This window comes from Dermacoccus sp. GAS27A (assembly GCF_044909235.1).
Taxonomy (GTDB): domain Bacteria; phylum Actinomycetota; class Actinomycetes; order Actinomycetales; family Dermatophilaceae; genus Dermacoccus; species Dermacoccus nishinomiyaensis.
In genome coordinates this window covers 51,797-72,855 of record NZ_JBIYDW010000009.1, presented here as the reverse complement: position 1 = coordinate 72,855, position 21,059 = coordinate 51,797, and the positions used below count along the sequence as shown (strand labels likewise).

Annotated in this window: 16 protein-coding genes and 2 tRNA genes; 10 read left to right on the top strand and 8 right to left on the bottom strand. The window is 69.2% G+C overall.

Features of this window, described 5'->3' with window-relative positions:
- The first annotated feature begins 34 nt into the window (after positions 1-34).
- From ABH936_RS10770 to ABH936_RS10755, 4 genes are all read left to right on the top strand, one after another.
- A complete protein-coding gene (locus ABH936_RS10770; RefSeq protein ID WP_006945667.1) occupies positions 35-910 on the top strand; it encodes an SMP-30/gluconolactonase/LRE family protein in 876 nt (291 codons plus the stop codon).
- Between the two features lie 371 nt (positions 911-1,281).
- Positions 1,282-1,354, top strand: a tRNA-Arg gene (locus tag ABH936_RS10765).
- A gap of 106 nt (positions 1,355-1,460) precedes the next feature.
- Entirely contained in the window at positions 1,461-2,180 is a 720-nt protein-coding gene (locus ABH936_RS10760; RefSeq protein WP_404603242.1) for a TSUP family transporter, read from the top strand.
- Between the two features lie 194 nt (positions 2,181-2,374).
- The gene (locus ABH936_RS10755) at positions 2,375-3,013 is read left to right on the top strand and encodes a hemerythrin domain-containing protein (RefSeq protein WP_062257542.1); all 639 of its coding nucleotides are present in this window, start codon (positions 2,375-2,377) and stop codon (positions 3,011-3,013) included.
- A gap of 221 nt (positions 3,014-3,234) precedes the next feature.
- Here the strand turns inward: ABH936_RS10755 and selB are convergent, their stop codons facing one another.
- The 3 genes from selB to ABH936_RS10740 all read right to left on the bottom strand — a co-directional run bounded on the left by selB (position 3,235) and on the right by ABH936_RS10740 (position 6,844).
- A complete protein-coding gene (gene selB / locus ABH936_RS10750; protein ID WP_404603241.1) occupies positions 3,235-5,052 on the bottom strand; it encodes a selenocysteine-specific translation elongation factor in 1,818 nt (605 codons plus the stop codon).
- Between the two features lie 118 nt (positions 5,053-5,170).
- Positions 5,171-6,526, bottom strand: coding sequence for an L-seryl-tRNA(Sec) selenium transferase (selA, locus tag ABH936_RS10745; protein ID WP_144707847.1), 1,356 nt, complete (start codon positions 6,524-6,526; stop codon positions 5,171-5,173).
- A gap of 225 nt (positions 6,527-6,751) precedes the next feature.
- Positions 6,752-6,844: transfer RNA gene (locus tag ABH936_RS10740), tRNA-Sec, on the bottom strand.
- A 121-nt stretch (positions 6,845-6,965) separates the two neighbouring features.
- Between ABH936_RS10740 and selD the strand changes: the two genes are divergently transcribed.
- On the top strand, positions 6,966-7,955 hold the full coding sequence (gene selD / locus ABH936_RS10735) for a selenide, water dikinase SelD (protein ID WP_006945665.1): 990 nt from the start codon (positions 6,966-6,968) through the stop codon (positions 7,953-7,955).
- A gap of 131 nt (positions 7,956-8,086) precedes the next feature.
- Here the strand turns inward: selD and nrfD are convergent, their stop codons facing one another.
- The 4 genes from nrfD to ABH936_RS10715 all read right to left on the bottom strand — a co-directional run bounded on the left by nrfD (position 8,087) and on the right by ABH936_RS10715 (position 14,475).
- The gene (gene nrfD / locus ABH936_RS10730; protein ID WP_006945724.1) at positions 8,087-9,430 is read right to left on the bottom strand and encodes an NrfD/PsrC family molybdoenzyme membrane anchor subunit; all 1,344 of its coding nucleotides are present in this window, start codon (positions 9,428-9,430) and stop codon (positions 8,087-8,089) included.
- On the bottom strand, positions 9,427-10,653 hold the full coding sequence (locus ABH936_RS10725; protein WP_144707846.1) for a 4Fe-4S dicluster domain-containing protein: 1,227 nt from the start codon (positions 10,651-10,653) through the stop codon (positions 9,427-9,429). The genes nrfD and ABH936_RS10725 overlap by 4 nt, the downstream gene beginning before the upstream one ends.
- Positions 10,653-13,943 carry a formate dehydrogenase gene (gene fdh, locus ABH936_RS10720; protein WP_404603240.1) on the bottom strand — a complete coding sequence of 1,097 codons (3,291 nt, stop codon included), beginning with the start codon at positions 13,941-13,943 and terminating at the stop codon, positions 10,653-10,655. The genes ABH936_RS10725 and fdh overlap by 1 nt, the downstream gene beginning before the upstream one ends.
- A gap of 133 nt (positions 13,944-14,076) precedes the next feature.
- Positions 14,077-14,475 carry an HAD hydrolase-like protein gene (locus tag ABH936_RS10715; protein ID WP_006945734.1) on the bottom strand — a complete coding sequence of 133 codons (399 nt, stop codon included), beginning with the start codon at positions 14,473-14,475 and terminating at the stop codon, positions 14,077-14,079.
- Positions 14,476-14,524: 49 nt separating this feature from the next.
- Between ABH936_RS10715 and ABH936_RS10710 the strand changes: the two genes are divergently transcribed.
- Positions 14,525-15,178: a histidine phosphatase family protein gene (locus tag ABH936_RS10710; RefSeq protein WP_006945659.1), complete on the top strand. Its 654-nt coding sequence runs from the start codon at positions 14,525-14,527 to the stop codon at positions 15,176-15,178.
- Positions 15,179-15,281: 103 nt separating this feature from the next.
- Here ABH936_RS10710 and ABH936_RS10705 read toward each other — a convergent pair whose 3' ends face one another.
- Complete coding sequence (locus ABH936_RS10705; RefSeq protein WP_144707843.1) at positions 15,282-16,004, bottom strand: hypothetical protein; 723 nt, start codon at positions 16,002-16,004, stop codon at positions 15,282-15,284.
- Positions 16,005-16,185: 181 nt separating this feature from the next.
- Here ABH936_RS10705 and ABH936_RS10700 point away from each other — a divergent pair, with 181 nt between their 5' ends.
- From ABH936_RS10700 to ABH936_RS10685, 4 genes are all read left to right on the top strand, one after another.
- Positions 16,186-17,004, top strand: a complete 819-nt coding sequence (locus ABH936_RS10700) for a rhodanese-like domain-containing protein (protein WP_338812294.1) — start codon at positions 16,186-16,188, stop codon at positions 17,002-17,004.
- Positions 17,005-17,206: 202 nt separating this feature from the next.
- Positions 17,207-18,979, top strand: a complete 1,773-nt coding sequence (locus ABH936_RS10695; RefSeq protein ID WP_404603239.1) for an ABC-F family ATP-binding cassette domain-containing protein — start codon at positions 17,207-17,209, stop codon at positions 18,977-18,979.
- A 62-nt stretch (positions 18,980-19,041) separates the two neighbouring features.
- The gene (locus ABH936_RS10690) at positions 19,042-19,215 is read left to right on the top strand and encodes a CsbD family protein (RefSeq protein ID WP_006945671.1); all 174 of its coding nucleotides are present in this window, start codon (positions 19,042-19,044) and stop codon (positions 19,213-19,215) included.
- 355 nt (positions 19,216-19,570) lie between these two features.
- Entirely contained in the window at positions 19,571-21,040 is a 1,470-nt protein-coding gene (locus ABH936_RS10685; RefSeq protein ID WP_006945676.1) for an amino acid permease, read from the top strand.
- Positions 21,041-21,059: the final 19 nt, after the last annotated feature.

Sequence of the window (21,059 nt, the reverse complement as noted above, 5' to 3'; positions counted from 1 at the left end):
CGCGGAGCGTTGCCGCCCGATATAGCCTGACGTCATGAAGGCTGAAGCTGTCGCGAAACCGCACGCCTACCACGGTGAGGGCGTCATCTGGGCCGACGATTGGGGCGGCGGCCACCCGGCGCTGCGCTACGTCGACATGCTGGCCGGGGACGTCCTCGAGCTCCAGCCGGGCGGTGATGTCACCCGATTCCACGTCGGGGACGTCGCGGCAGCGCTGCGTCCGCGCGCAGGTGGAGGCGCGATCGTCGCGACGGAGCGTGGTTTCGCACTGACGCGTTCGGTCGACTTCGCCGATCTGGAGCACACCGCCGATCTGTGGCCGTCGACGCACGAGCCGCGCACCCGGTTCAACGACGGTGGATGCGCCCCCGACGGGTCGTTCTACATGGGGTCGATGGCCTACGACCAGAGCGAGGGCGCGGCATCGATGTGGCGGCTGGCGCCGGACCGGTCGACGAGCCATGTCTTCGGTGACGTCACCATCTCGAACGGCCTGTGCTGGTCGCCCGACGGCACGCTCGCCTACTACAACGACACGCCGACCCGCATCATCTGGGTGTTCGACTGGAGCGCCGAGACCGGCCTGACGAACCGTCGGCCCTTCGTCCGGCTCGAGGACGGCATCGGCCACCCCGACGGGCTGACGGTCGACGCCGAAGGCGGAGTGTGGACGGCGCTGTTCGGCGGCTCCGCCGTGCGTCGCTACGACGCTGACGGCTCGCTCAGCGAGATCGTCGAGGTGGGGCCGAGCCTGGTGACGTGCCCGGCCTTCGGCGGCGACGACCTCGACCAGCTGTTCATCACGACCTCGCGAGAGAACCTGCCCGACGACGCGGAGCCCGACGCCGGCGCCCTCTTCGTCTGTACGCCGGGTATCCGCGGTCAACGCACCCTCCCCTTCACCGGCTGACCGCACCAGTCCGTCCCCATGTGCGATTCTTGACCCCTTCTGCGAACCGCGTCCACATCGGCGATTTACGTCCCCATTCAACGGACGTTGCCACCAGGGCGACCCGTGTCACGACGACTCGCGCCGACGCGTGCGAATGTGACGCTGATTCGCAGATGTGGACGCCGTTCGCGCGTGTGAACGTAGATGGCGGATGGGGACGCGATTCGCCGATGTGGACGAAAATCGCAGGTCATGACGGGCGACACGGGCGGGGCTGACGGAGCAGCACAGGTCGGTTCACGCGGGTACGCCGCGAGCCGATTAGCGTTCCCCCGAGGATGCGTGTAAAGTTCTATCTCGTTGCAGAGGCCGCTGAGGCCGAGCAGCAAGCACCCGTAGCTCAACGGATAGAGCATCTGACTACGGATCAGAAGGTTTGGGGTTCGAATCCCTACGGGTGCACTCTGTGTTGAGACAGAGGAAAGAACCCCCGGCTCGCCGGGGGTTTTTGCTATGTCCGGGCCTTGCTCTCCGCGCGGCCCGACAACCTTCGCCGAAGTGAGGTCCGATGCCGCTCACCGCCCTGCTGGTCCTCGGTCTCGTCGTCGGCGTCGGCGCCTTCGTGCAACGCATCGCCGGGTTCGGCCTCGCCGTCGTCGCAGCGCCGTTCGTCGTCATGGTCGCTCCGCAAGTCATGCCGGCGGCACTGCTATTCGTTGTCCTGCCACTGCCCGTGCTGGAGATGGCTCGGGCCCACCGTGACATCCGGTGGCGGCCGTTCGGGTGGGCGATGGCAGGCCGCCTCGCGACGATGCCACTCGGCGTCTGGCTCGCGGCCAACGCGTCGCACACCGTCACGTCACTCCTCGTGGCCGGCATGGTGCTCGTCGCCGTCGCCGGATCGCTCACGCGCTGGCGCGTACGCCCGTCGTCGGGCATCGCCCTCGGCGCCGGAGCATTGACGGGCATCTCGGCGACGACGGCGTCGATCGGCGGCCCGTTCTTCGGCCTCGCCCTGCAGGAACTCACACCGCAGCAGGCACGCTCGACACTCGCGCCGTTCTTCCTCTTCGGCTCACTGAGTTCACTGCTCGGCCTCGCGATCGGCGACCAGATCAGCGCTGACGGTCTGCGTGCCGGGCTCGCGTGGCTGCCGTTCATGGCCGTGGGTGCTCTCGCGGCGCAGCCGTTGCGGCACTCGATCGACGCGGTGCGCTTCCGCCACAGCATCCTCGCGCTCGCGACGGTCAGCGCCCTCGCCGTCATCGTCCGCGTCGCGCTCACCTGAACGCGTCCCTCTCGACGGCGAGCGCCACGCCGTCCGCGTCCCGCGCGTCGTCATCGAGCCCGCGACGCTGGGCGCGACGTCCCCGTCACGAACGCTTTGTCGCATAGGTGCACCTTGCTGGCGCAACGCCCTTCGTCAGCGTGAGATTGAGGGCAAACAGCCCCCGATTCCGGGGCCGTCTCACGGAGGTAGCCATGGACATCACCGAGATCATCCTGCAGCAGCACACCGCTCAGCGACGCGCGTTCGCCGTGCTCGAGGAGTGGCCGCGCGACGACACCGACGGTCTGGCCGCGTTGTGGAGCCAGCTGCGCATCTTCCTCGAGCTGCACGCTGAGGCCGAGGAGCTGTACTTCTACCCCGAGCTCGTCAAGATCGGCACCGGCGGTGCAGACGCCGAGAGCAACGACGAGCAGGTCGAGGACGCGATCCACGACCACAACCTGCTGCGCGACGCCATCAAGCGCGCGGACGCCGCCACGACCGGGTCGAAAGACTGGTGGGAGGCCGTCGTCCAGGCCAACATCGCGAACTCCGACCACATGGCCGAGGAAGAGCGCCAGGACCTGGCCGACTTCCGTCAGCAGGCGAGCCTCGAACTACGTCACCAGGTCGGCATCAACTTCCTGCGCCACCTCGCGGCGTCGTGGTCGAAGCCGCTGACGATCGAGGACAAGAACCCCGAGCGCTTCATCGCCGACGCCGAGAAGGCCGGCCCGAGCGGCGCCGTCCGCGCCGCAGCTGCTCAGGCGAAGGAGCAGACGTCGACGCGCGTCAGCGCCCACCCCGAGCCGTCGCTCAAGGCCGACGACCCGGAAGGCGACGACGACTGAGCTCCCCTGATCGAACGCGACGCGCCATCGCTGGGTCCTTCCCAGAGGTGGCGCGTTGCTATGTCTGTGCGGCTGGACGCACGTCGAAGATCGGCCCCGAGCGGCGGTCGGTCGGCGCCGGGCGCGGGTGGTGCGCCCCCGGCGCGCTCGGGTGGGCCTCAGTCGGTCGCGATTCCGACGCTCCGTCCGACGGTGCTGCGCTCGGCCCCGTCCAGCACGATTCAGCGCACGACGACGCGCGCGTTGCCGTCACGCCGCGTCCAGCCTCGCGCGTCGAGATGCTCGAGCAGGGGGATGACGACGCGGCGCGTCGTGCCGAGCGCCTGGCGCGCCTCGCTCGTCGTGAACGGTTGCGGCAGTCTTGCGAGCTCGCGCATCGCTCGCGCGGGCGCGTCGGGCAGCAGGACGATGTCGGCGGGCTCGGCCTTGAGTCGCAGGATCGCTCCGCGCTGTGCAGCCGCGGCGAGCTGCCGGTTGCCGAGGCCGAGCGCCACGAGGTCATCGGCTTCGGGGGCATCGAACGGGTTGGCGCGCAACCGTTCTCGAAGTTGCTCCAGGGCCGCTTCATCGGCACCGAACGATGAGCCGTGGCGTGAGCCGACGACCCGCCCGTCGCGGATCACGAGACCCGCATCAGGGTTCGTCACGCCGCATGACTCGACGAGGGCGGGCAGCAGACGTCGGGGCACGCCGAGGCGCGTCTCGATGGCGCCTGACGGCAGCCCGGGGCTCAAGGGGTCGGCGGCGTCAGCGGTGACCGCCTCGATGATCGCGGCGCGCCAGGCCGTCGCCTGTTTCTCGTGCACGACGAGTCCCTCGACACGACCCAGGCCCTCCCCCGGCAGGGGCAGCCCCTCGCGCAGCACCTCGGGGCGGCGGGCCCCGACGGCGGTGACCCACTCGTCGCGCACCCAGCCGCGCTCGGCGACGAGCGGTTCGAGCTGCGCGACCGCGTGGCCGGCTAGGACACGTGCGCGCTCCCGACCGGCGCCGCGCCTCGTCAATGCCGCCGGGTCGAGGTCGAGCACCGTTGCCCCGCAATGGATCCGCCCCGCTGACGCATCGCGCACGATGATGCGATCCCCCAGCCGCAACGGCAGCGGATCGCTCAGCGTCAACCGCGCGTGACGCTCGTCGAACGGTCGCACCCGCGCCTCGACGGACGCTGTGCCGATGTGGACGCTGACCTCCGCCGACGCATCCTGCCACTCATGCCCGCTCTCGCTGCGTACGTCAAGGACGTTCACCCACGACGCCGACCCCGGCGTCAGCAGGGGCGTGCCGCGCGGCACGTCGTCGGTGTGCAGACCTCGCAGAGCGACCGCGACGCGCGAGACCGGCGAGACCTCGTCATGACGCTGCCCGAGCACCTGCAACGAACGCACGGCCGCTCGTTCGTCACCCACCTCCAACTCGTCCCCGAGACGCAGCGTGCCCGCCGCGAGCGTGCCGGTGACCACGGTGCCGGTGCCCTTGACGGAGAACGAACGGTCGACCCACAACCGCACAGGCGAAACCGTGTCCACGGGTGGCATCTGCGCGACGAGATCGTCGAGGGCGCACCGCAGTTCGTCGATGCCACGGCCGCTGACGGCGTCGGTCTCGACGACGTCGACAACTTCGAGCGACGTCGCGGCGATGTGACCGAGCGCTGTCTCACGCACCTCGGCGACGCGCTCGGGCGTCGCCAGGCCACAGCGCGTGATGACGAGCAGGCCGTGCCTGAGACCGAGTGCGTCGATGGCGTCGAGGTGCTCGCGCGATTGCGCCTGCCACCCCTGATCCGCGGCGACGACGAGCATGACGGCCGGCGCCGGCCCGAGGCCCGCGAGCATGTTGCCGATGAAGCGACGGTGGCCGGGCACGTCGACGAATGCGAGCTTCTCGCCCGACGGCAGGTCGAGCCCCGCGAACCCGAGATCGATCGTCAGGCCACGCTTCTTCTCCTCCTCGAGCCGATCCGGGTCGGTGCCCGTGAGAGCCCGCACGAGGGTGCTCTTGCCGTGGTCGACGTGACCGGCCGTCGCGACGACGCGCATCAGCACTCACTCCCCGCGAGCCGCACCGCGCCGCCGCTGCGCTCGGCGACGTAGCCCCTGGCGGGGAGGAGCGGTGTCGTCGCCGACGGGGCCGTGGCATCACGCCGCGCGTTCATCGTCATGCGCGTCCTCCGTCGTCAGCTGGGGTGCCGGGTTCGTTGCCTACAGCGACGGCCCGGATCGCGGCGGCGACGTCGGCGTCCGAGGACGCTGGGACGCACCGCAGGTCGACGAGGCAGCGTCCAAGCGCGGTGCGGGCCAGGACGCACGGGCGTCCGAGGCGTAGCGCCTCCGCGAAGGGCTCGGGCAGGGCGACGGCGAGGCTCGGCAGCTCGAAACCAGGCGCGCCTCCCCCACCGACGCGTCCGATGACGTCGACGACCTCGGCGCCCGGAACGACGTCAGCGATGGCCGCCGCGAGGTGTGTCGTGCGCTGACGAAGCGAGTCGCGCGTCTCGTGCAGGGCGCGGGTAACGGGGGGTTCGGGGCCGCGCAGGGTGGCTTCGAGAGCGGCGAGCGTCAGCTTGTCGACGCGCATCGCGCGGGCCATCGGGTGGCGGCGGACGCGTTCCACGGCGTCGGCGTCGCCGAGAACGAGCCCCGCTTGCGGCCCGCCGAGTAGCTTGTCGCCGCTCGCGGTGACGACCGTCGCGCCGTCGCGCAGCCAGCTCGTCGCGTCGGGCTCGTCGGGCAGCACCCGTTCGGGGGCGAGCAGGCCGCTGCCGACGTCCGCGATGACGGGGACGCCGAGCGCCGCGAGATCGCGCACGCCTGGCACCCCGGCGAACCCTTCGACGCGATAGTTGCTCGTGTGGATCTTGAGCACGGCGCCCACCCGGCGGCCGTGACGTTCGGCGTCGACGATGGCGTTCTCGTAGTCGCGCAGATGCGTGCGATTCGTCATGCCTACCTCGACGAGCCGGGCCCCGGCCGACTGCAGCAACTCGGGCAGACGGAAGCCGTCGCCGATCTCGATGAGTTCGCCGCGGCTGACGAGGACGTCCGTGTCCCCGGCGATCGCGAGGCAGGCGAGCAGCAGTGCCGCCGCGCCGTTGTTGACGACCAGTGCGCCGCCCGCGTCCGGCACCCGCTCCTGGAGCGCGTCGAGCGTTGCGCGGCCGCGCTTGGCGCGCGTGGCAGTGACGGGGTCGAACTCGACGTCGACGTACCCCGCAGCGCGACCGAGCGCCTCGACCGCGGCGTCGCTGAGAGGCGCGCGCCCGATGTTGGTGTGCACGACGACGCCCGTTGCGTTGAGGATCGCTCGCAGGGTGGTGGCCGACTCGGGCAGGCGCAATGCGATGGCCACGTCGATGCCGTCGGGGCTGATGGTGCCCGCGCGGACGTCGGCCTGGGCAGAGACGATGGCGCGCTTCACAGCGTCGCGTCCGAGCGCGCCTACCTCGTCGGCGAAGCGTGCGAGGAGCTCGTCGGTGCGCGGGATGCGTCGACGTGGGTCGTCGCTCGTGGCCATCGTTCCTCCAGGTCGAGTGCTGATGCGCCCCAACCTATCGGGCAGGTCTGACAATCCTGCGCAGCAACGGTTTTCACGCCCTTCGCCGCTCCGGCGCACTCATGGCTCGAGTGACCCTCCGTGGCACGTCGCTCCGAGCCGCGGCGGCGAGCCCACGCGGCCGGAAGACGGGCCAATGACGACACATGCGAGAAGCCCCGCCAGCTCGCGGGGCCCTGAGACTTGCGGAGGCGGACAGGAATCGAACCTGCCAAACCGAGATGCTCGGTTTCACCGGTTTTGAAGACCGGGGGGCCCACCAGGAACCCGGACGCCTCCCTTGGTGCGTGTCAATCATAGGGGCGCTGGGGTCGTGGGTGCGCCGGGGCGACGGGCGGGCGGGGTCCGCGCGGCGTACCCGTCGGTGTCGTTGTCAGGGGTACGGCGTAGGGTCGGGTGCATGGAGTCGATACGTCTGACGCAGTACGCCCATGGTGGCGGGTGCGCGTGCAAGATCCCGCCCGGCGAGCTCGAGGAGGCGGTGAAGCACCTCGTGGGGCAGCCAAATCCGAGTGTCATCGTCGGCCTCGACGACGGTGACGACGCAGCCGCCGTCCGCGTCGGCGAGCAGGCAGTGCTCTCGACGGCTGACTTCTTCACCCCTGTCGTCGACGACGCGTACGACTTCGGTCGCATCGCGGCCGCGAACGCGCTCAGCGACATCTACGCGATGGGCGGCACCCCCGTCGTCGCCATCAACCTCGTGGGCTGGCCGCGCGACGTGCTCGGACTCGACATCATGGCCGAGGTGCTCCGAGGCGGCGCCGACGTCGGTGCGCAGGCGAACTGCCCCGTCATCGGCGGCCATTCGATCGACGATCCGGAGCCCAAGTTCGGCATGGCCGTCACCGGCATCGCCGACCCGGGCAAGCTCATGCGCAACGACGCCGCCGAGGCGGGCCTGCCCATCTCCCTGACGAAGCCGCTCGGCGTCGGTGTGCTCAACAACAAGCACAAGTCGACGGGCGAGGTTTTCCCGCAGGCCATCGAGGTGATGACGACGCTCAACCGCGACGCGTCGATCGCCGCCGTCGCGGCGGGTGTCAAGGCGGCGACAGACGTCACCGGTTTCGGTCTGCTCGGCCACCTGTGGAAGATGTGCCGCGCCTCGGGCGTTCGCGCCGAGATCGACTCCGCTGCCGTGCCGTACATCGAAGGCGCCCGCGACGCCGCAGCCGAGGGTTACGTCTCCGGCGGCACGCGTCGCAACCTCGACTGGGTGCGTGAGCACATCACCGCAGCCGACGGGATCGGCGAAGACGAACTGCTGCTGCTCGCGGACGCTCAGACGTCCGGCGGCCTCCTCGTCATCGGCGAGGTGCCCGGCGCGCCCGTGATCGGCCGCACCCTCCCCCTCGACGGCGGCGCCCCCGGCATCAGCGTGCGCTGACTCGAACAGCACAGCTGCACGAGAAATGCGCATCTGCACGGGTATCAGCAGTCACGATCCCGGTGCAGATGCGCATTTCTCGTGTACAGACCCGGCCAGCCGACGAGCCGACCCGCCAGACACGCGAGCGCTCAGAGGTTGACGGGCTTGCCGTCCGGGCCAGGCAGCGGTCGGCGCCCATCCGCGGTGCGGGGGGCGTCATCCGCCGAGGCCAGCCGCGGGCCTGTCGTGATGTTCTCCGTCCCGCCACGCGCGTCGAGGCGGCGGCGCTGCGGCCCCATCGTGTACTTCGGGTCCTTCGCCGATTCCATGCCGGCTTCGAACACCGCGAAGCGTGTGCACACCGAGCCTGCGACGAAGCAGGCCCCGGAGACGACGGACGCCACGCGCGAGCGTCGCGCGAACAGCGCCGTCCCGACGAACCCGGCGACGTTGAGCGCCATGCTCGCCTTGTTGAGCTTGCCGGCAGTACCGTGGTGCAGCGGCTCGCCGACGCCCTCGGCGTCGAGGTGCTTCTCGAGACGATTGAGCACGCCGAGGTCGACGGCCGACCCGATGAGCGCTAGCGCCCGGGCGGGGCCAGCCTTCTCGACTGGCGTCCACATCATCGCGTTGCCGCTCGCCGCGGCCGATGCTGAACCGCCGAACACGAACGGCAGGTACAGCCGCGACTCGTGCCACGTCGGCGTCGACGTGTTCGACAGCAGCACCGCCGTGTACGTCGCCAGCGGCGCCGCCATCGACGCACCGAGCGCGACGAATCCCGGTTCGGTGACGCCGAGCATCTTCTCGACGCCGACGAGTGCCCCGTTGACGCGCAACCCGGCGTCACGACGACCCGCAGCACGCGACTGCCGCCGCAACCACCGCGACCCCGGCACCTCGAGCGAGGACGCCGACGCGACCTCGCCTGCAGCCCCGGCCACGCGATCGAGCGCGCCGACCAGACCCGTCACGGTGCCGCTTCGCTTGAGCGGCAGCATCCGCAGCACCTCGAGGGCCGCGAGCGGCATCGCACCGCCGCTGAAACCGGAGAGGATCCACGTGCCCACCGACATCGGCGAGCTGAGCTTCGCCACGCGCATCATGTTGTAGAAGCGCTCCGGGCGACCCAGGTCGCCGATGAGCGACGCACCCGAGACGGCGACCGCAACGGCCGTCGTCAGGCGCGTCACGCGCTGCAGGGGTTCGTTGCCCGTCAGGTACGCGCCGGTCGCGAGCAGCTGAGAACCGCCCGCGAGGCCACCGAAGAACAGGTACGTCGGGATCGGCCATTCCCACGGCACGGGCTTGATGACGCCACGCCCGTAGTAGCTCTGGAACTCGACGTCCGGCACGAGCGCGCGCTCACCGCGGCCCTCGCGACCGTTCAGCCAGTCGGTCGGACGGCGACGCTTGCCGCCACGCCCGCCGCGACGGCGCCGCCCACCCTCGGGTTCAGGATCCCTATACGCATCAAGGGAATTCACGCTCACGCCACACCACCTCCGACGAACGCCAGCGCTGCTGCGGCCATCATTCCGCCGGCCGCCATCGCCATCCGCTTGTACGACTCCGGCAAGGTCTTCGACGGCGCCACCGGGTCCGGTGGCAGTCCGTACACCTCGGGATCGTCGAGCAGGAGGAAGACCGAACCGGTGCCGCCGACGCCGTCGTCGAGGTTCGCGCCGTAGAGGCGCGCCTCCGTCATGCCCTGCGCGTGCAGCTGCGCGACGCGCTCCTCCGCGATCGCGACCATCTCCGCATGCGTGCCGAACTTGATCGACGTCGTGGGGCACGTCTGCGCGCACGCGGGCGTCTGGCCTTCCTTGAGCCGGTCGTAGCACAGCGTGCACTTCTGCGCGTTGCCGTGATTGACGGTCGCCGTCTTCTCACGCCGTTCGATGACGCCGAACGGACACCCGCCGACGCAGTAGCCGCAGCCGTTGCACACGTCGGCCTGCACGACGACCGTGCCGAACTCGGTGCGGAACAGCGCGCCCGTCGGGCAGTTGTCGAGACACCCGGCGTGCGTGCAGTGCTTGCAGACATCGGAGGCCATGAGCCACCGGAAATCCTGGGCCTCGTGCAGCGCCGTCGGCATGACGCCGTTGTCGGTCGCGACGATGTCGAGCACGTTGACCCCCGCCAATTCGTCCGCCACCTGCGCCTGTTCGACGTCGAGCGCCGGGGCGCCCGGGTCGAGCGCTGACGGTGCGTCGGTCGCGTAGTCGGTGTGCCCACCGGCGACGCGGATGGCGCGCGCGGCGTCATCCGGCAGGTCGGCGAGGTGCGACGCTTCGCCCGAGCCGCCCGCAGCTTCTGCACCGGCGCCGGAGGCCGACCGCAGCGTCGGCATGCCGAGGTCGACGAGCTTGCGCCCCGACTCACGGGCCCGCGCGATCTGCTCGCCCGACTGCTCGACGAACGCGACGTGACGCCACGTGTCGGCACCCAGCTCACCCGTGTTGTCGTAGGAGTAGCCGGTGAACTCGTACCCGTCCTCGGGGTTGCGGTTCCACTCCTTGCACGCGACCTCGCAGGCCTTGCAGCCGATGCAGATCGAGGTGTCGGTGAAGAAGCCCATGCGTTCGGCGAGGACGTCGTTGGGCGCACCACCCGTCAGCGTCGTCGCCTCCGGGGTGCCCCAACCCGCCTGCTTCGACGGGTCACCGCCACCCGCGAACTGCGAACGGATGTACTCGGTCACCAGGCTCATCAGTCACACTCCTGGCAGATCTCGTTGCCCGTCTCGACGGTGACGCCGGCGCGGCTCTGGTACTCACTGACGAGCTGCTCGTATTCGTCCCGATCCTGTGGACGGCGGCCCGGGCGGATGTCGCACATGCCCATCTTGCCCTCCTGGATCTGGGTGTTGCGGTCGAGCACCACGCCGAGCAGGTCGTTGGCCGAATCACCATGCACCTCAGCGGACTTCGCGCTGCCCCAGTGGTACGGCATGCCGATCTGGTGCACCATGCGGCCACCGATCTTGAGCGGCACCATGCGGTCGGTGACGAGCACGCGCGCCTCGATCGCCGCGCGAGCCGACACGACGGTCGCCCAGTCGCCGTTCTCGAGGCCCTTCTCGGCCGCGAGATCGGGTGAGACCTCGATGAACATCGACGGCTGCAGCTCCGACAGGTACGGCAACCAACGGCTCATGCCGCCGGCGGTGTGATGCTCCGTCAGGCGCCCGATCTGGAACACGTACGGGTACACGTCGCCACCCGGCGTGCCCTCGCTCGGCGCGTTGAGGTTGTCCTTACGACGGAACGTCACCCGTGTCGGGTTGGACTGCTGGCTGTAGAGCGGGTTGCGCATCGGCGATTCCGCAGCCTCGTAGTGCGTCGGCATCGGGCCGTCGACGAGACCGAGCGGCGCGTAGAGCCAGCCCTTGCCGTCCGCCATCATGATGAACGGATCGTCGCCGGCGAGGCCGTCGGGCCCACCCACACCCTCCTTCGGACGGTAGGACGGGGCGGTCTTGAGCGGGAAGTCGGGGTTGTCCTTGCCGACCCACTGCCCCTTCTCCTCGTCCCACCAGATGAGCTTCTTGCGCTCGCTCCACGGCTTGCCCTCACGGTCCGCGGAGGCGCGGTTGTAGAGCGTGCGGCGGTTCGCGGGCCACGCCCACGCCCATTCGGCGGCCGTCTCGTCCTGCTCGTACCCAGGCTTGCGCCGCGCGGCCTGATTGACCCCGTCCTTGTAGATGCCGGCGTAGATCCAGCATCCCGACGTCGTCGAACCGTCAGCCTTGAGATCCGCGTACGTCGCGAGGGGCTTGCCCTCCGCGTCGGTTCCGTTGATCTCGGCCATGACCGATTCGGCGATGACCTCGCCGTGTTCGTCCTTGGGGTAATCCCACGTGATCGCCTTGAGTGGCTCGTCGATGGGGTCGCTCGAATCGGCCAACCTGGCACGGATGCGCACTCCGACCTCGTGGAAGAAGTCGAGCTCGCTCTGCGCGTCGCCCGGCGGGTTGACCGCCTTGTGACGCCACTGCACGAGGCGTTGGGTCTGGGTGAACGTACCGGCCTTCTCGACGTGCGTCGCCGCGGGGAAGAAGAAGACCTCGGTGTCGATGTCCTCACTCCTCCACTCCCCGGAGGCGACCTCCGGCGCGTCCTTCCAGAACGTCGCGGTCTCGATGAGCTGGAAGTCGCGCACGACGAGCCACTTGAGGTGGCGTAGGCCCTCACGTTGCATACGGGCGTTGGCCGAGCCGACGGCCGGGTTCTGCCCGAGCACGAAATAACCCTCGACCTGGTTCTCGATCATGCCCATGACCGTCTGGTACGTCCCGTGCGCGCCGGACAGACGCGGCATGTAGTCGAGCCCGAAGTTGTTCGCACTTGTCGCGTTCTCGCCGTACCAGGCCTTTAACAGCGACACGGCGTACTTGTCGGCATTCGCCCAGTACCCCTTGGCGTCCTTCGACACGATCGAGTCGATGTAATCCTCGAGCGTTTCGTGGTCGGAGACCCGCGGCATCGGAAGGTAGCCCGGCAGCAGGTTGAACAGTGTGGGAATGTCGGTCGATCCCTGAATCGTCGCGTGTCCGCGCAGCGCCATGATGCCGGCGCCAGGACGCCCGACGTTACCCATGAGCAACTGCAGGATCGCCGCGGTGCGAATCATCTGGGCCCCGCCGACGTGCTGGGTCCAACCGACGGCGTAGGCGAACATCGTCGTGCGCTCGCGACCAGAGTTGGCGACGACCTCGCGGGCGACGAGTGCGAAGTCCTCCTTGGAGACGCCGCACACCTCTTCGACCATCTCCGGTGTGTAGCGCGCGTAGTGCCGCTTCATGATCTGCAGCACGCACATCGGATCGGTGAGCGTCTCGTCGCGCAGCACGGCCGAATGCGCGAGCGTCGGGCCACCCGAGCCGTGCGTCTCGGCGCCACCGCTCGCCTGGTGGCCCGAGGAACCGCTCTTCTCGTCACTCGAGGTGCCCTGATCCGGTTTGCCGGGCGGCGTCTTGTACTGCCACGAACTCTGGTCGTACTGACCCGTGGTCGGGTCGTACCCGGAGAACAGCCCGTCGAGCTCCTCGGTGTCGACGAAGTCGTCGCTGACGATCGTTGCCGCGTTGGTGTAGGCGACGACGTAGTCACGGAAGTAGGACTCGGTAGTCAGCACATGGTTGATGAGTGCGCCGAGGAAGACGATGTCACTTCCGCCACGGATGGGGATGTGCTTGTCGGCCACGGCGGACGTGCGCGTGAAGCGAGGGTCGATGTGGATGACCTTCGCGCCGCGCGCCTTGGCCTCCGTCACCCACTGGAAACCCACCGGATGACACTCGGCCATGTTCGACCCCTCGATGAGGATGAGGTCGGCGTTCGCCATGTCCTGCAGTGAATTGGTGGCTCCACCACGCCCGAACGAGGCTCCCAGACTGGGAACCGTGGCGCTGTGTCAAATACGCGCCTGGTTCTCGATCTGTATGGCCCCCGCGGCGGTGAACAGCTTCTTGATGAGGTAGTTCTCCTCGTTGTCGAGCGTTGCTCCACCCAACGAGGCGATTCCCATGGTGCGACGCAGGCGGTTGCCTTTGTCGTCCGTCTCCTGCCATCCGTTGCGGCGGCTGGCGATGAACCGGTCGACGACCATGTCAATGGCCTTGTCGCGCTCGATCGGCTCCCAATCGGTGCCACCCGGCTTGCGGTAGAGCACCTGCTTGACGCGTGAGGGGTTGTTGACGAGCTGCTCGCTCGCTGCCCCCTTCGGGCACAGGCGGCCGCGCGAGATCGGCGAATCTTTATCGCCTTCGATCCCGACGACCTTCTCGTCCTTGACGAACACGCGCTGGCCGCAGCCGACGGCGCAATAGGGGCAGACCGACTGCACGACGCGGTCGGCCGTCGTCGTGCGCGGTTCGAGCGTTCGAGTCTTCTCACTCGTCACTGCCGGGCCGCGACCGAGGAAATCCTTCGATCGCACCTGACGCAGGACGGGCCACTCGAGGGGTGACAGACCCATTGAGCTCCCCTTTCGTCGCATGCGTGATCGTTCTGCGTCCAAGTCTAGACCCGAGAGCCGACAACCCAACCGTCAGGCGCCGCCCGGAGCGCCGATCACGTTGCCGGGCGGCGAGATTCGCTCGCCTCGAGCTCTTGCCGCGCCGTCGCGCAGATCACTGCGGGCAGGCCTCCTGCAGCACCTCGACGACCGACGGCAGGACGTGCGTGTGCGGGCTCGCCTCAAGCGTCTCGCGCGAGACGGAACCCGAGAGCACCCCCGCGACGAGACCCGCCCCGCTGCGGGTACCCGCGACGAGATCGGCACCCGTGTCGCCCGCGACTACGACCCTTCGGACGTCGACGACGCCGGCACGTTCCATCGCCCGGAAGATCATGTACGGCGCGGGACGCCCCGCCGCCACCTCGTCGGCCGTGACGAGCGCATCGACCATCCCGCCGTCCTCGAGCGGCCCGACGCGCCAGCCCACCCCATCGAGCACCATGTCGGCGACGTCGCGGGTGAAACCGGTCGTCAGGGCGACCTTGAAGCCGGTGGCGCGGTGGATGGGCACGCTCGTGCGTGATCAGGTGATGTTCACCCCCGGCTGATTGGATGAGCGGGTGACCACCCTCCTGCTCATCCGCCACGGCCAGACCCCCAACAACGTCATCGGTGCGCTGGATACCGCGCTGCCCGGCGCCGGGCTCACCGAACTCGGCCACGCGCAGGCCGACGACCTCGTGCCGCGCCTCGCCGATCGCCGCATCGATCGAGTCGTCGCGTCCGCCCACGATCGAGCGCGTCTCACGGCCGGACCGCTCACCGCCGAACGCGGGCTGACGCTGACGCAGGACGCCGGCTTCGGTGAGATCTTCGCCGGTGATCTCGAGATGGCGACGACGCACGAAGCCGCCGACATCTACCTCGACACGGCCTACGCGTGGGCCACCGGTGACCTCGAGGCGCGCATCCCGGGTGGCCCCGCCGGCGCGGAGACGCTCGAACGGTTCACCGAGGCACTCGAACGCTCCCTGGACGGGCTCGACGACGATGCGACGCTCGCCGTCGTCAGTCATGGCGCGGTGCTGCGGCTATGGGTGACGTCGCAGTGCGAGAACCTCACGCCGCGGGAGGTGCGTCAGCGTCGGATCCCCAACACGACCGTCCTGACGCTCGAGGGTCGGCCGGGCGCCTGGCGATTCGTGGCCTGGGACGAACCGCGCCTGCTCGACCTCGCCGCCGACGACCCGACGGCCAACGCCGACGAAGACTGAATAGCCCGCGGCGCGCATCGCGTCAGCCGTCCGCCGCCTGAGCCACATGATGCTGCCCGAGTCAGTCAGGACTGACTCGGGCAGCGCCACGTGACGCGACTGATCAGGCAGCCTGCGCGCTCGTGCTCGACGAGGTGGGCGCCGTGGTCGACGAACTCGTCGAACCCGAACCACCCTGCGTCTGGCCGCTCGGCGCGCCATCGTGGCGGGGTCCGTCATGCCCGCCCGGCCCGCCGGGCTTGCCGGCCGTCACAGTCACGGTCTTGAGATCCTTGCTGACGTCGATCCGCACGTGCGCACCCGCCTTCGTGCCGAACGCGTGGTAGGTGCCGTCGCTCTCCTTGTAGACCTTCTCCACGGTGACGCCCGAGTCCTTCGCCTTGACGGCGTTCTTGACGCCGGTCAGGGCGGTACCCGTCACCTCGGTGCCGCGGTGGTGACCGTGGTGGCCGTGACCCCGGCCGGTGCGGACGGTGACCGTCTTGAGGTCCTTGCTCACCTCGACCATGACGCGCTTGCCGGACCTCGTGCCGAACGCGCGGTACGAACCGTCCGGCGCCTGACGCACGCCCTTGACGGTGATCGACGCGTCCTTCGCCTTCACCGCATTCTTGACGTTCGTCGCCGCGGTCCCCGCGACCAGCTTGTCGTGCATGCCGCGCATGCCGTGCCCGTCCTGGCCGGCGGCGCTGCCCTGCTGCGTCGTGGTGTTCGGGGTGGAGGTGCCGGTGCTCACCGTCTGCGAGCTCGCGAGCGCCGCCCCCGAGACCGCGAGGGTGCTCACTGCGCCGACGCCGGCGGCGATCTTGCGACCGTTCTTCGCCATGGTTGACTCCTTCATCCGTGGGCCTCGACCGTTCGTGGCCCGACGGATGCACGCTGACCGCCGCGGCTGTGATGAAGCTATGTGCACTACAAGGCGAGCCCATGCGTTCGCCTGCCGTCAGGTTCGAAGAAGCTGAGAGAATGCCGCCATGCCCGGCGCTCCCTCCGACGATCTCGCACCCATGACCTCTCCCGCTCCGTCCGCCCTCCCGTCGAGTGGCGATCACATCGCGTTCTATCGGTTCGTCGCGGTGCCCGACGTCGACGCCGCCGTCGTGCGGGTGCGCGAGCTGTGCGCTGCGCGCGAGGGTTTGACGGGGTCGGTCCTCATCGCGAGCGAGGGCGTCAACGGCATGCTCGCCGGAGCGCCCGAACAGGTCGACGCCTTCCGCGCGGCAGCGAGCGCCGACGCCGTCACGCGGGCCCTGTTCGACGGCATCGTCACCAAGCGCACCGCGTTCACACGTCCGCCGTTTCGCCGCATGATGGTCAAGGCGAAGCGCGAGATCGTGCCGCTGGGCGTCGACGGGCTCGACATGCCGAACCGCATCGAGGACGTGCGTGCCACCGACGTCGCGCCGCAGCGATGGCGCGAGCTGATCCGGCGCGACGACGTGATCGTCCTCGACAATCGCAACAGCTTCGAGTTCGGCGTCGGCCACTTCGAGGGGGCGATCGACCCGGGCGTCGAGAACTTCCGCGACTTCGCCGACTACGTCGAGGCGCACGCGCCTGCGTGGCGTGAGAGCGGGACGAAGGTCGCGATGTACTGCACGGGCGGCATCCGCTGCGAGAAGTCGAGCCCGTGGATGCAGGATCTGGGTCTCGAGGTCTTCCAGCTTCAGGGCGGCATCCTCAACTACTTCGCGCAGATGCCGGACGCCGACGTCGACTGGCGCGGCGAGTGCTTCGTGTTCGACGAACGCGTCAGCCTCGACACGCACCTGCGCGAGAGCGGCACGGGCGCCGCGGACGTCGACGAGCCCCGCCCCTCCGAGTGACGAGCGCGGGGCGCCTGCCCGACGGCACATGACATGTCGCCCCCGCTGACGAGTGCCCGCTGGGTCGTCGGGGCGTCGCGTCGTCGGGGCGTCGCGTCGTCGGGCCCACTGGCTGACGGACCGCCCAGCCCGCTGAAAATCGGGTGACGCCACCCCGCCGCGCCGCCTAGCGTGAGGGTGTTCCCACCACTCCAGGAGGCCTGTGTATTCATCGTCCTTGCCCTCGGCCGGCGGCTCGTCCGGCAGCCACCTGCGCGTCGACGGCGTGTCGAAGAGCTACCCCGACCGTCGCGTCCTGACGAACATCTCCTTCAGCGTCGCGGGGGGCGAACGCGCCGCCCTCATCGGCGAGAACGGCACGGGCAAGTCGACGCTTCTGCGCCTCGTCGCCGGCCTCGAGCGCCCGGATGCGGGCAGCATCACCGCGCCCGGCAGCGTCGGTCTGCATCATCAACAGGCGCCGTTCGCCCTGACGCTGACGGCGCAGCACGTGCTCGACGACGCCGCTGAGCCGATCCACGCTCTGGCGCGAGCGGTCGAGGTCGCGGGCGAGCGTCTCGCGCGAAACGCCGAGGACGCGCTCGCCGCAACCGAACTCGACGCGGCCCTCGCCGCGGCGGAGCGAGCCGATGCGTGGAACGTCGAGCACACGATCGACGAACTCGTCGACGGCCTCGGCATCGGCGCGATCGCGCGTGACACGCCGATGAACGAGGTCTCCGGCGGCCAGCTCGCCCGCTTCTCCTTGGCGTGGATGCTCATCCGCCGTCCGCAGACGCTGCTGCTCGACGAACCGACCAACCACCTCGACGATCGTGGCGCGCAGCTGCTCACATCGATGCTCCTGACGTGGCCCGGCCCGGTGCTGCTCGCGAGCCACGACCGTGCCTTCCTCGACGAGAGCGTCACCGACCTCATCGACCTCGACCCGCGGCCCCTGCCGCACCGGGTCGCCGCCCGCATCTCCGATGCCTCGGACGCCGGCGCCGCCCACGGCGTCACGCGTTTCACGGGCACGTTCTCCGACTACGTCCTCGCTCGCCACGACGAGCACGAACGCTGGGCGCGCCAGTACGAGGACGAGCAGGCCGAACTCAAACGGCTGCGCGCGAAGATGAGGGACGACCACACCGTCGGGCGCCCCGAACGAGGGCCCCGCACCGAGGCGCGCGGGGCGAAGAAGTTCTACTCGGACAAGAACGCCACCGTCGTCGCGCGCCGCGTCAACGATTCGCGCACGGCCTTGGAGCGACTCGAGAAGACGCAGGTGCGCAAACCCCCGGCCACGTTGCGGTTCAACACCGAGCGTTCCCTCGCGGCGGCCTCACGCCCGTCCGAACTTCCCGGCGGGCCCCTGCTCGTGGCGTCCGCCGTCAGCGTTCCGGGGCGTCTGGAGCCGACGAGCCTGACGGTGTCCGCCGGCGAGCGCTTCCTCGTCGAGGGGCCGAACGGGTGCGGCAAGTCGACGCTGCTGCGCGTCCTCGCCGGCGAGTTGGAGCCCGTCACGGGGTCAGTGCATCGCGAGCGCCGTGTCAGCGTCGGATTGCTCGGCCAGGACACGGCACCGCTCGCGTCCGACCGTCAGCCCTCTGCCGGCCCTGACGTCGACGCCCCGCACCTCGAGCCCGACACCACCGTCCTCGACGCCTACCGCGCCCGTGTCGGTGACGACCTGGCAGCGCGACGTCCGCTTGCGACGTTCGGCCTCATCGCCGGACGCGACGAGAACCGTGCGTTGGCCGATCTCAGCGTCGGGCAGCGTCGTCGTCTCGATCTGGCGTGTCTGCTCGCGTTGCCGCCGGACGTGCTGCTGCTCGACGAACCGACCAACCACTTCTCGCTCCTGCTCGCCGAGGACGTCGAACGGGCTCTTGACGACTACCCGGGCGCCGTCGTCGCCGCGAGCCACGACCGCATGCTGCGCTCGCGCTGGGCAGGAGAACGCCTCGCACTGAGCTCCCAGAAAACCCCCTAGCCACGCTCCGGAAAGCGGCGTAGGGTCGAGGCAACTGTTGTCCAGAGAAAGGAGTTCATGTCATGGGTATCGATGACAAGTTCGACAACGCCAAGGACGAGAAGCTCGGCCAGGCCAAGGAGGCCTTCGGCAAGGCGAGCGACGATCAGGGTCTCGAGGCCGAGGGCAAGGGCGACCAGATGGGCGCCAACCTCAAGCAGGCCGGCGAGAAGATCAAGGACGCCTTCAAGGGCTGATTGCCCGAAGCGTTGCCTACTTGGTCACGGGGCGCATCCTCACGACGAGGATGCGCCCCGTGTCGTATGTCCGCCCGGCCCACCCTGCAGGCTCCCCCCGGGTACGAGCGCAGCGTCGACGGCCGATCGTCACGATGCGGTCTCGGTCGCGTCGCGTCCAGAGCGCTCGCCCAGGCCGCCCCGCAGCGTCAGACCGCGTCACCCACGCGACATTCACAGGCCCCTTAACACTCCCGTAACAATGGGGCGCGAGGGGTGTCACCTCGCTGGCCTACAGTGATGAGCGGCACACCTGACCGGCGACGTGCGTCCCCGCGCGAGGCCGAGGTGTCCTCCTGTTCATGAAAGGCAACGTATGTCCTCGACTCCTGACGCGCTGAAGAATTCGGCCGCGTCCGATTCGCGCGACTCCGGTGACACCGGGTACGCCAAGCACCTGAAGAACCGCCACATCCAGATGATCGGCATCGGCGGCGCCATCGGCTCCGGCCTCTTCCTCGGCTCCGCGGGGCGTCTCAACGAAGCCGGCCCGTCCCTGATCTTCAGCTACGCCATCTGCGGCGCCGTCGCGATGATCGTCGTGCGTGCGCTCGGTGAGATGGTGCTGCACCGCCCGAGTTCGGGTGCCTTCGTCTCCTACAGTCGCGAGTTCATCGGAGAGAAGGGGGCGTACGCAGCGGGCTGGTTCCACTTCCTGAACTGGGCCTTCACTCTCATCGCGGACGCAACGGCGATCGCGACGTTCCTGTACTTCTGGAAGCCGGTGTCCGACGCCTTGCCGAAGTGGGCGCTCGCCCTCATCGCGCTGGCGATCGTTCTCGCCATCAACCTCATCGGCGTCAAGCTGTTCGGCGAGGTCGAGTTCTGGTTCTCCATCATCAAGGTCGCCATGCTCGTGGTCTTCATGGTGGTCGCGATCTACTTCATCGCGACGTCGCACCAGCTGGGCCCTGATACCGCAGGCCTGCGCAACATCACCGATCACGGCGGGATGTTCCCGAACGGGCCGAGCCACATGTGGACCCTGATGTCCGGCGTCATCTTCGCCTACGCCGCCATGGAACTCATCGGTGTGGCCGCCGGCGAGACGGAGAACCCGCGCGAGGTCATGCCGAAGGCCGTGCGCTCCGTCCTGTGGCGCATCCTGATCTTCTACGTCGGCACGATCACGCTGTTCTCGCTGCTCCTGCCGCACACCGCCTACCAGGCGGACACCTCGCCCTTCGTGACGGTCTTCGACCGCATCGGCTTCCACATCGGCGGCGTGAAGATGGCCGACATCATGACCGTGGTCCTCGTGACGGCGGTCGCCAGCTCGATGAACTCCGGCCTCTACTCCACCGGGCGCGTGCTGCGCTCGATGGCCGAGGCGGGCACGGCGCCGCGTTACCTGCGCAAGATGAGCAAGCACCAGGTGCCGTGGGCCGCGATCGCGACGACGGCTGCCTTCGGTCTCATCGGTGTGGCCATCAACTATGCGTGGCCCTCGGATGCCTTCGAGATCGTCCTGGAGGTCGCCGTCCTCGGCATCATCGGCGTGTGGGCCATGATCCTCATCTCTCACATGATGATGGTGCGCAAGGCGAAGCGCGGTGAGATGCAGCGACCCGACTTCCAGCTCAAGGGCGCGCCCTTCCTCAACATCGTCGCGCTGGGCTTCCTCGGCTTCATCCTGGTCCTGATGGCGACGCAGGGTGGCGTGCTGCAGAAGGTCGTCCTCATCATGGGCCCGGTCGTGGCCGCTCTCATGATCGGCGGTTGGTTCCTCGTCCGCAATCGGATCAACGCCGAAGCGTTCGACTCCGAGGACAACGCCATGGTGTGAGCCTCCGCTCATCACGTCT

What these genes read in the sequence shown, in the direction of transcription:
- ABH936_RS10770 (WP_006945667.1), top strand. Translation starts at nt 35, where the DNA reads ATGAAGGCTGAAGCTGTCGCGAAACCGCACGCCTACCACGGTGAGGGC.
- ABH936_RS10760 (WP_404603242.1), top strand. Translation starts at nt 1,461, where the DNA reads ATGCCGCTCACCGCCCTGCTGGTCCTCGGTCTCGTCGTCGGCGTCGGC.
- ABH936_RS10755 (WP_062257542.1), top strand. Translation starts at nt 2,375, where the DNA reads ATGGACATCACCGAGATCATCCTGCAGCAGCACACCGCTCAGCGACGC.
- selB (WP_404603241.1), bottom strand. Translation starts at nt 5,052, where the DNA reads ATGCGCGTCGTCGCGACGGCCGGTCACGTCGACCACGGCAAGAGCACC.
- selA (WP_144707847.1), bottom strand. Translation starts at nt 6,526, where the DNA reads ATGGCCACGAGCGACGACCCACGTCGACGCATCCCGCGCACCGACGAG.
- selD (WP_006945665.1), top strand. Translation starts at nt 6,966, where the DNA reads ATGGAGTCGATACGTCTGACGCAGTACGCCCATGGTGGCGGGTGCGCG.
- ABH936_RS10725 (WP_144707846.1), bottom strand. Translation starts at nt 10,653, where the DNA reads ATGAGCCTGGTGACCGAGTACATCCGTTCGCAGTTCGCGGGTGGCGGT.
- ABH936_RS10705 (WP_144707843.1), bottom strand. Translation starts at nt 16,004, where the DNA reads ATGGCGAAGAACGGTCGCAAGATCGCCGCCGGCGTCGGCGCAGTGAGC.
- ABH936_RS10700 (WP_338812294.1), top strand. Translation starts at nt 16,186, where the DNA reads ATGACCTCTCCCGCTCCGTCCGCCCTCCCGTCGAGTGGCGATCACATC.
- ABH936_RS10690 (WP_006945671.1), top strand. Translation starts at nt 19,042, where the DNA reads ATGGGTATCGATGACAAGTTCGACAACGCCAAGGACGAGAAGCTCGGC.
- ABH936_RS10685 (WP_006945676.1), top strand. Translation starts at nt 19,571, where the DNA reads ATGTCCTCGACTCCTGACGCGCTGAAGAATTCGGCCGCGTCCGATTCG.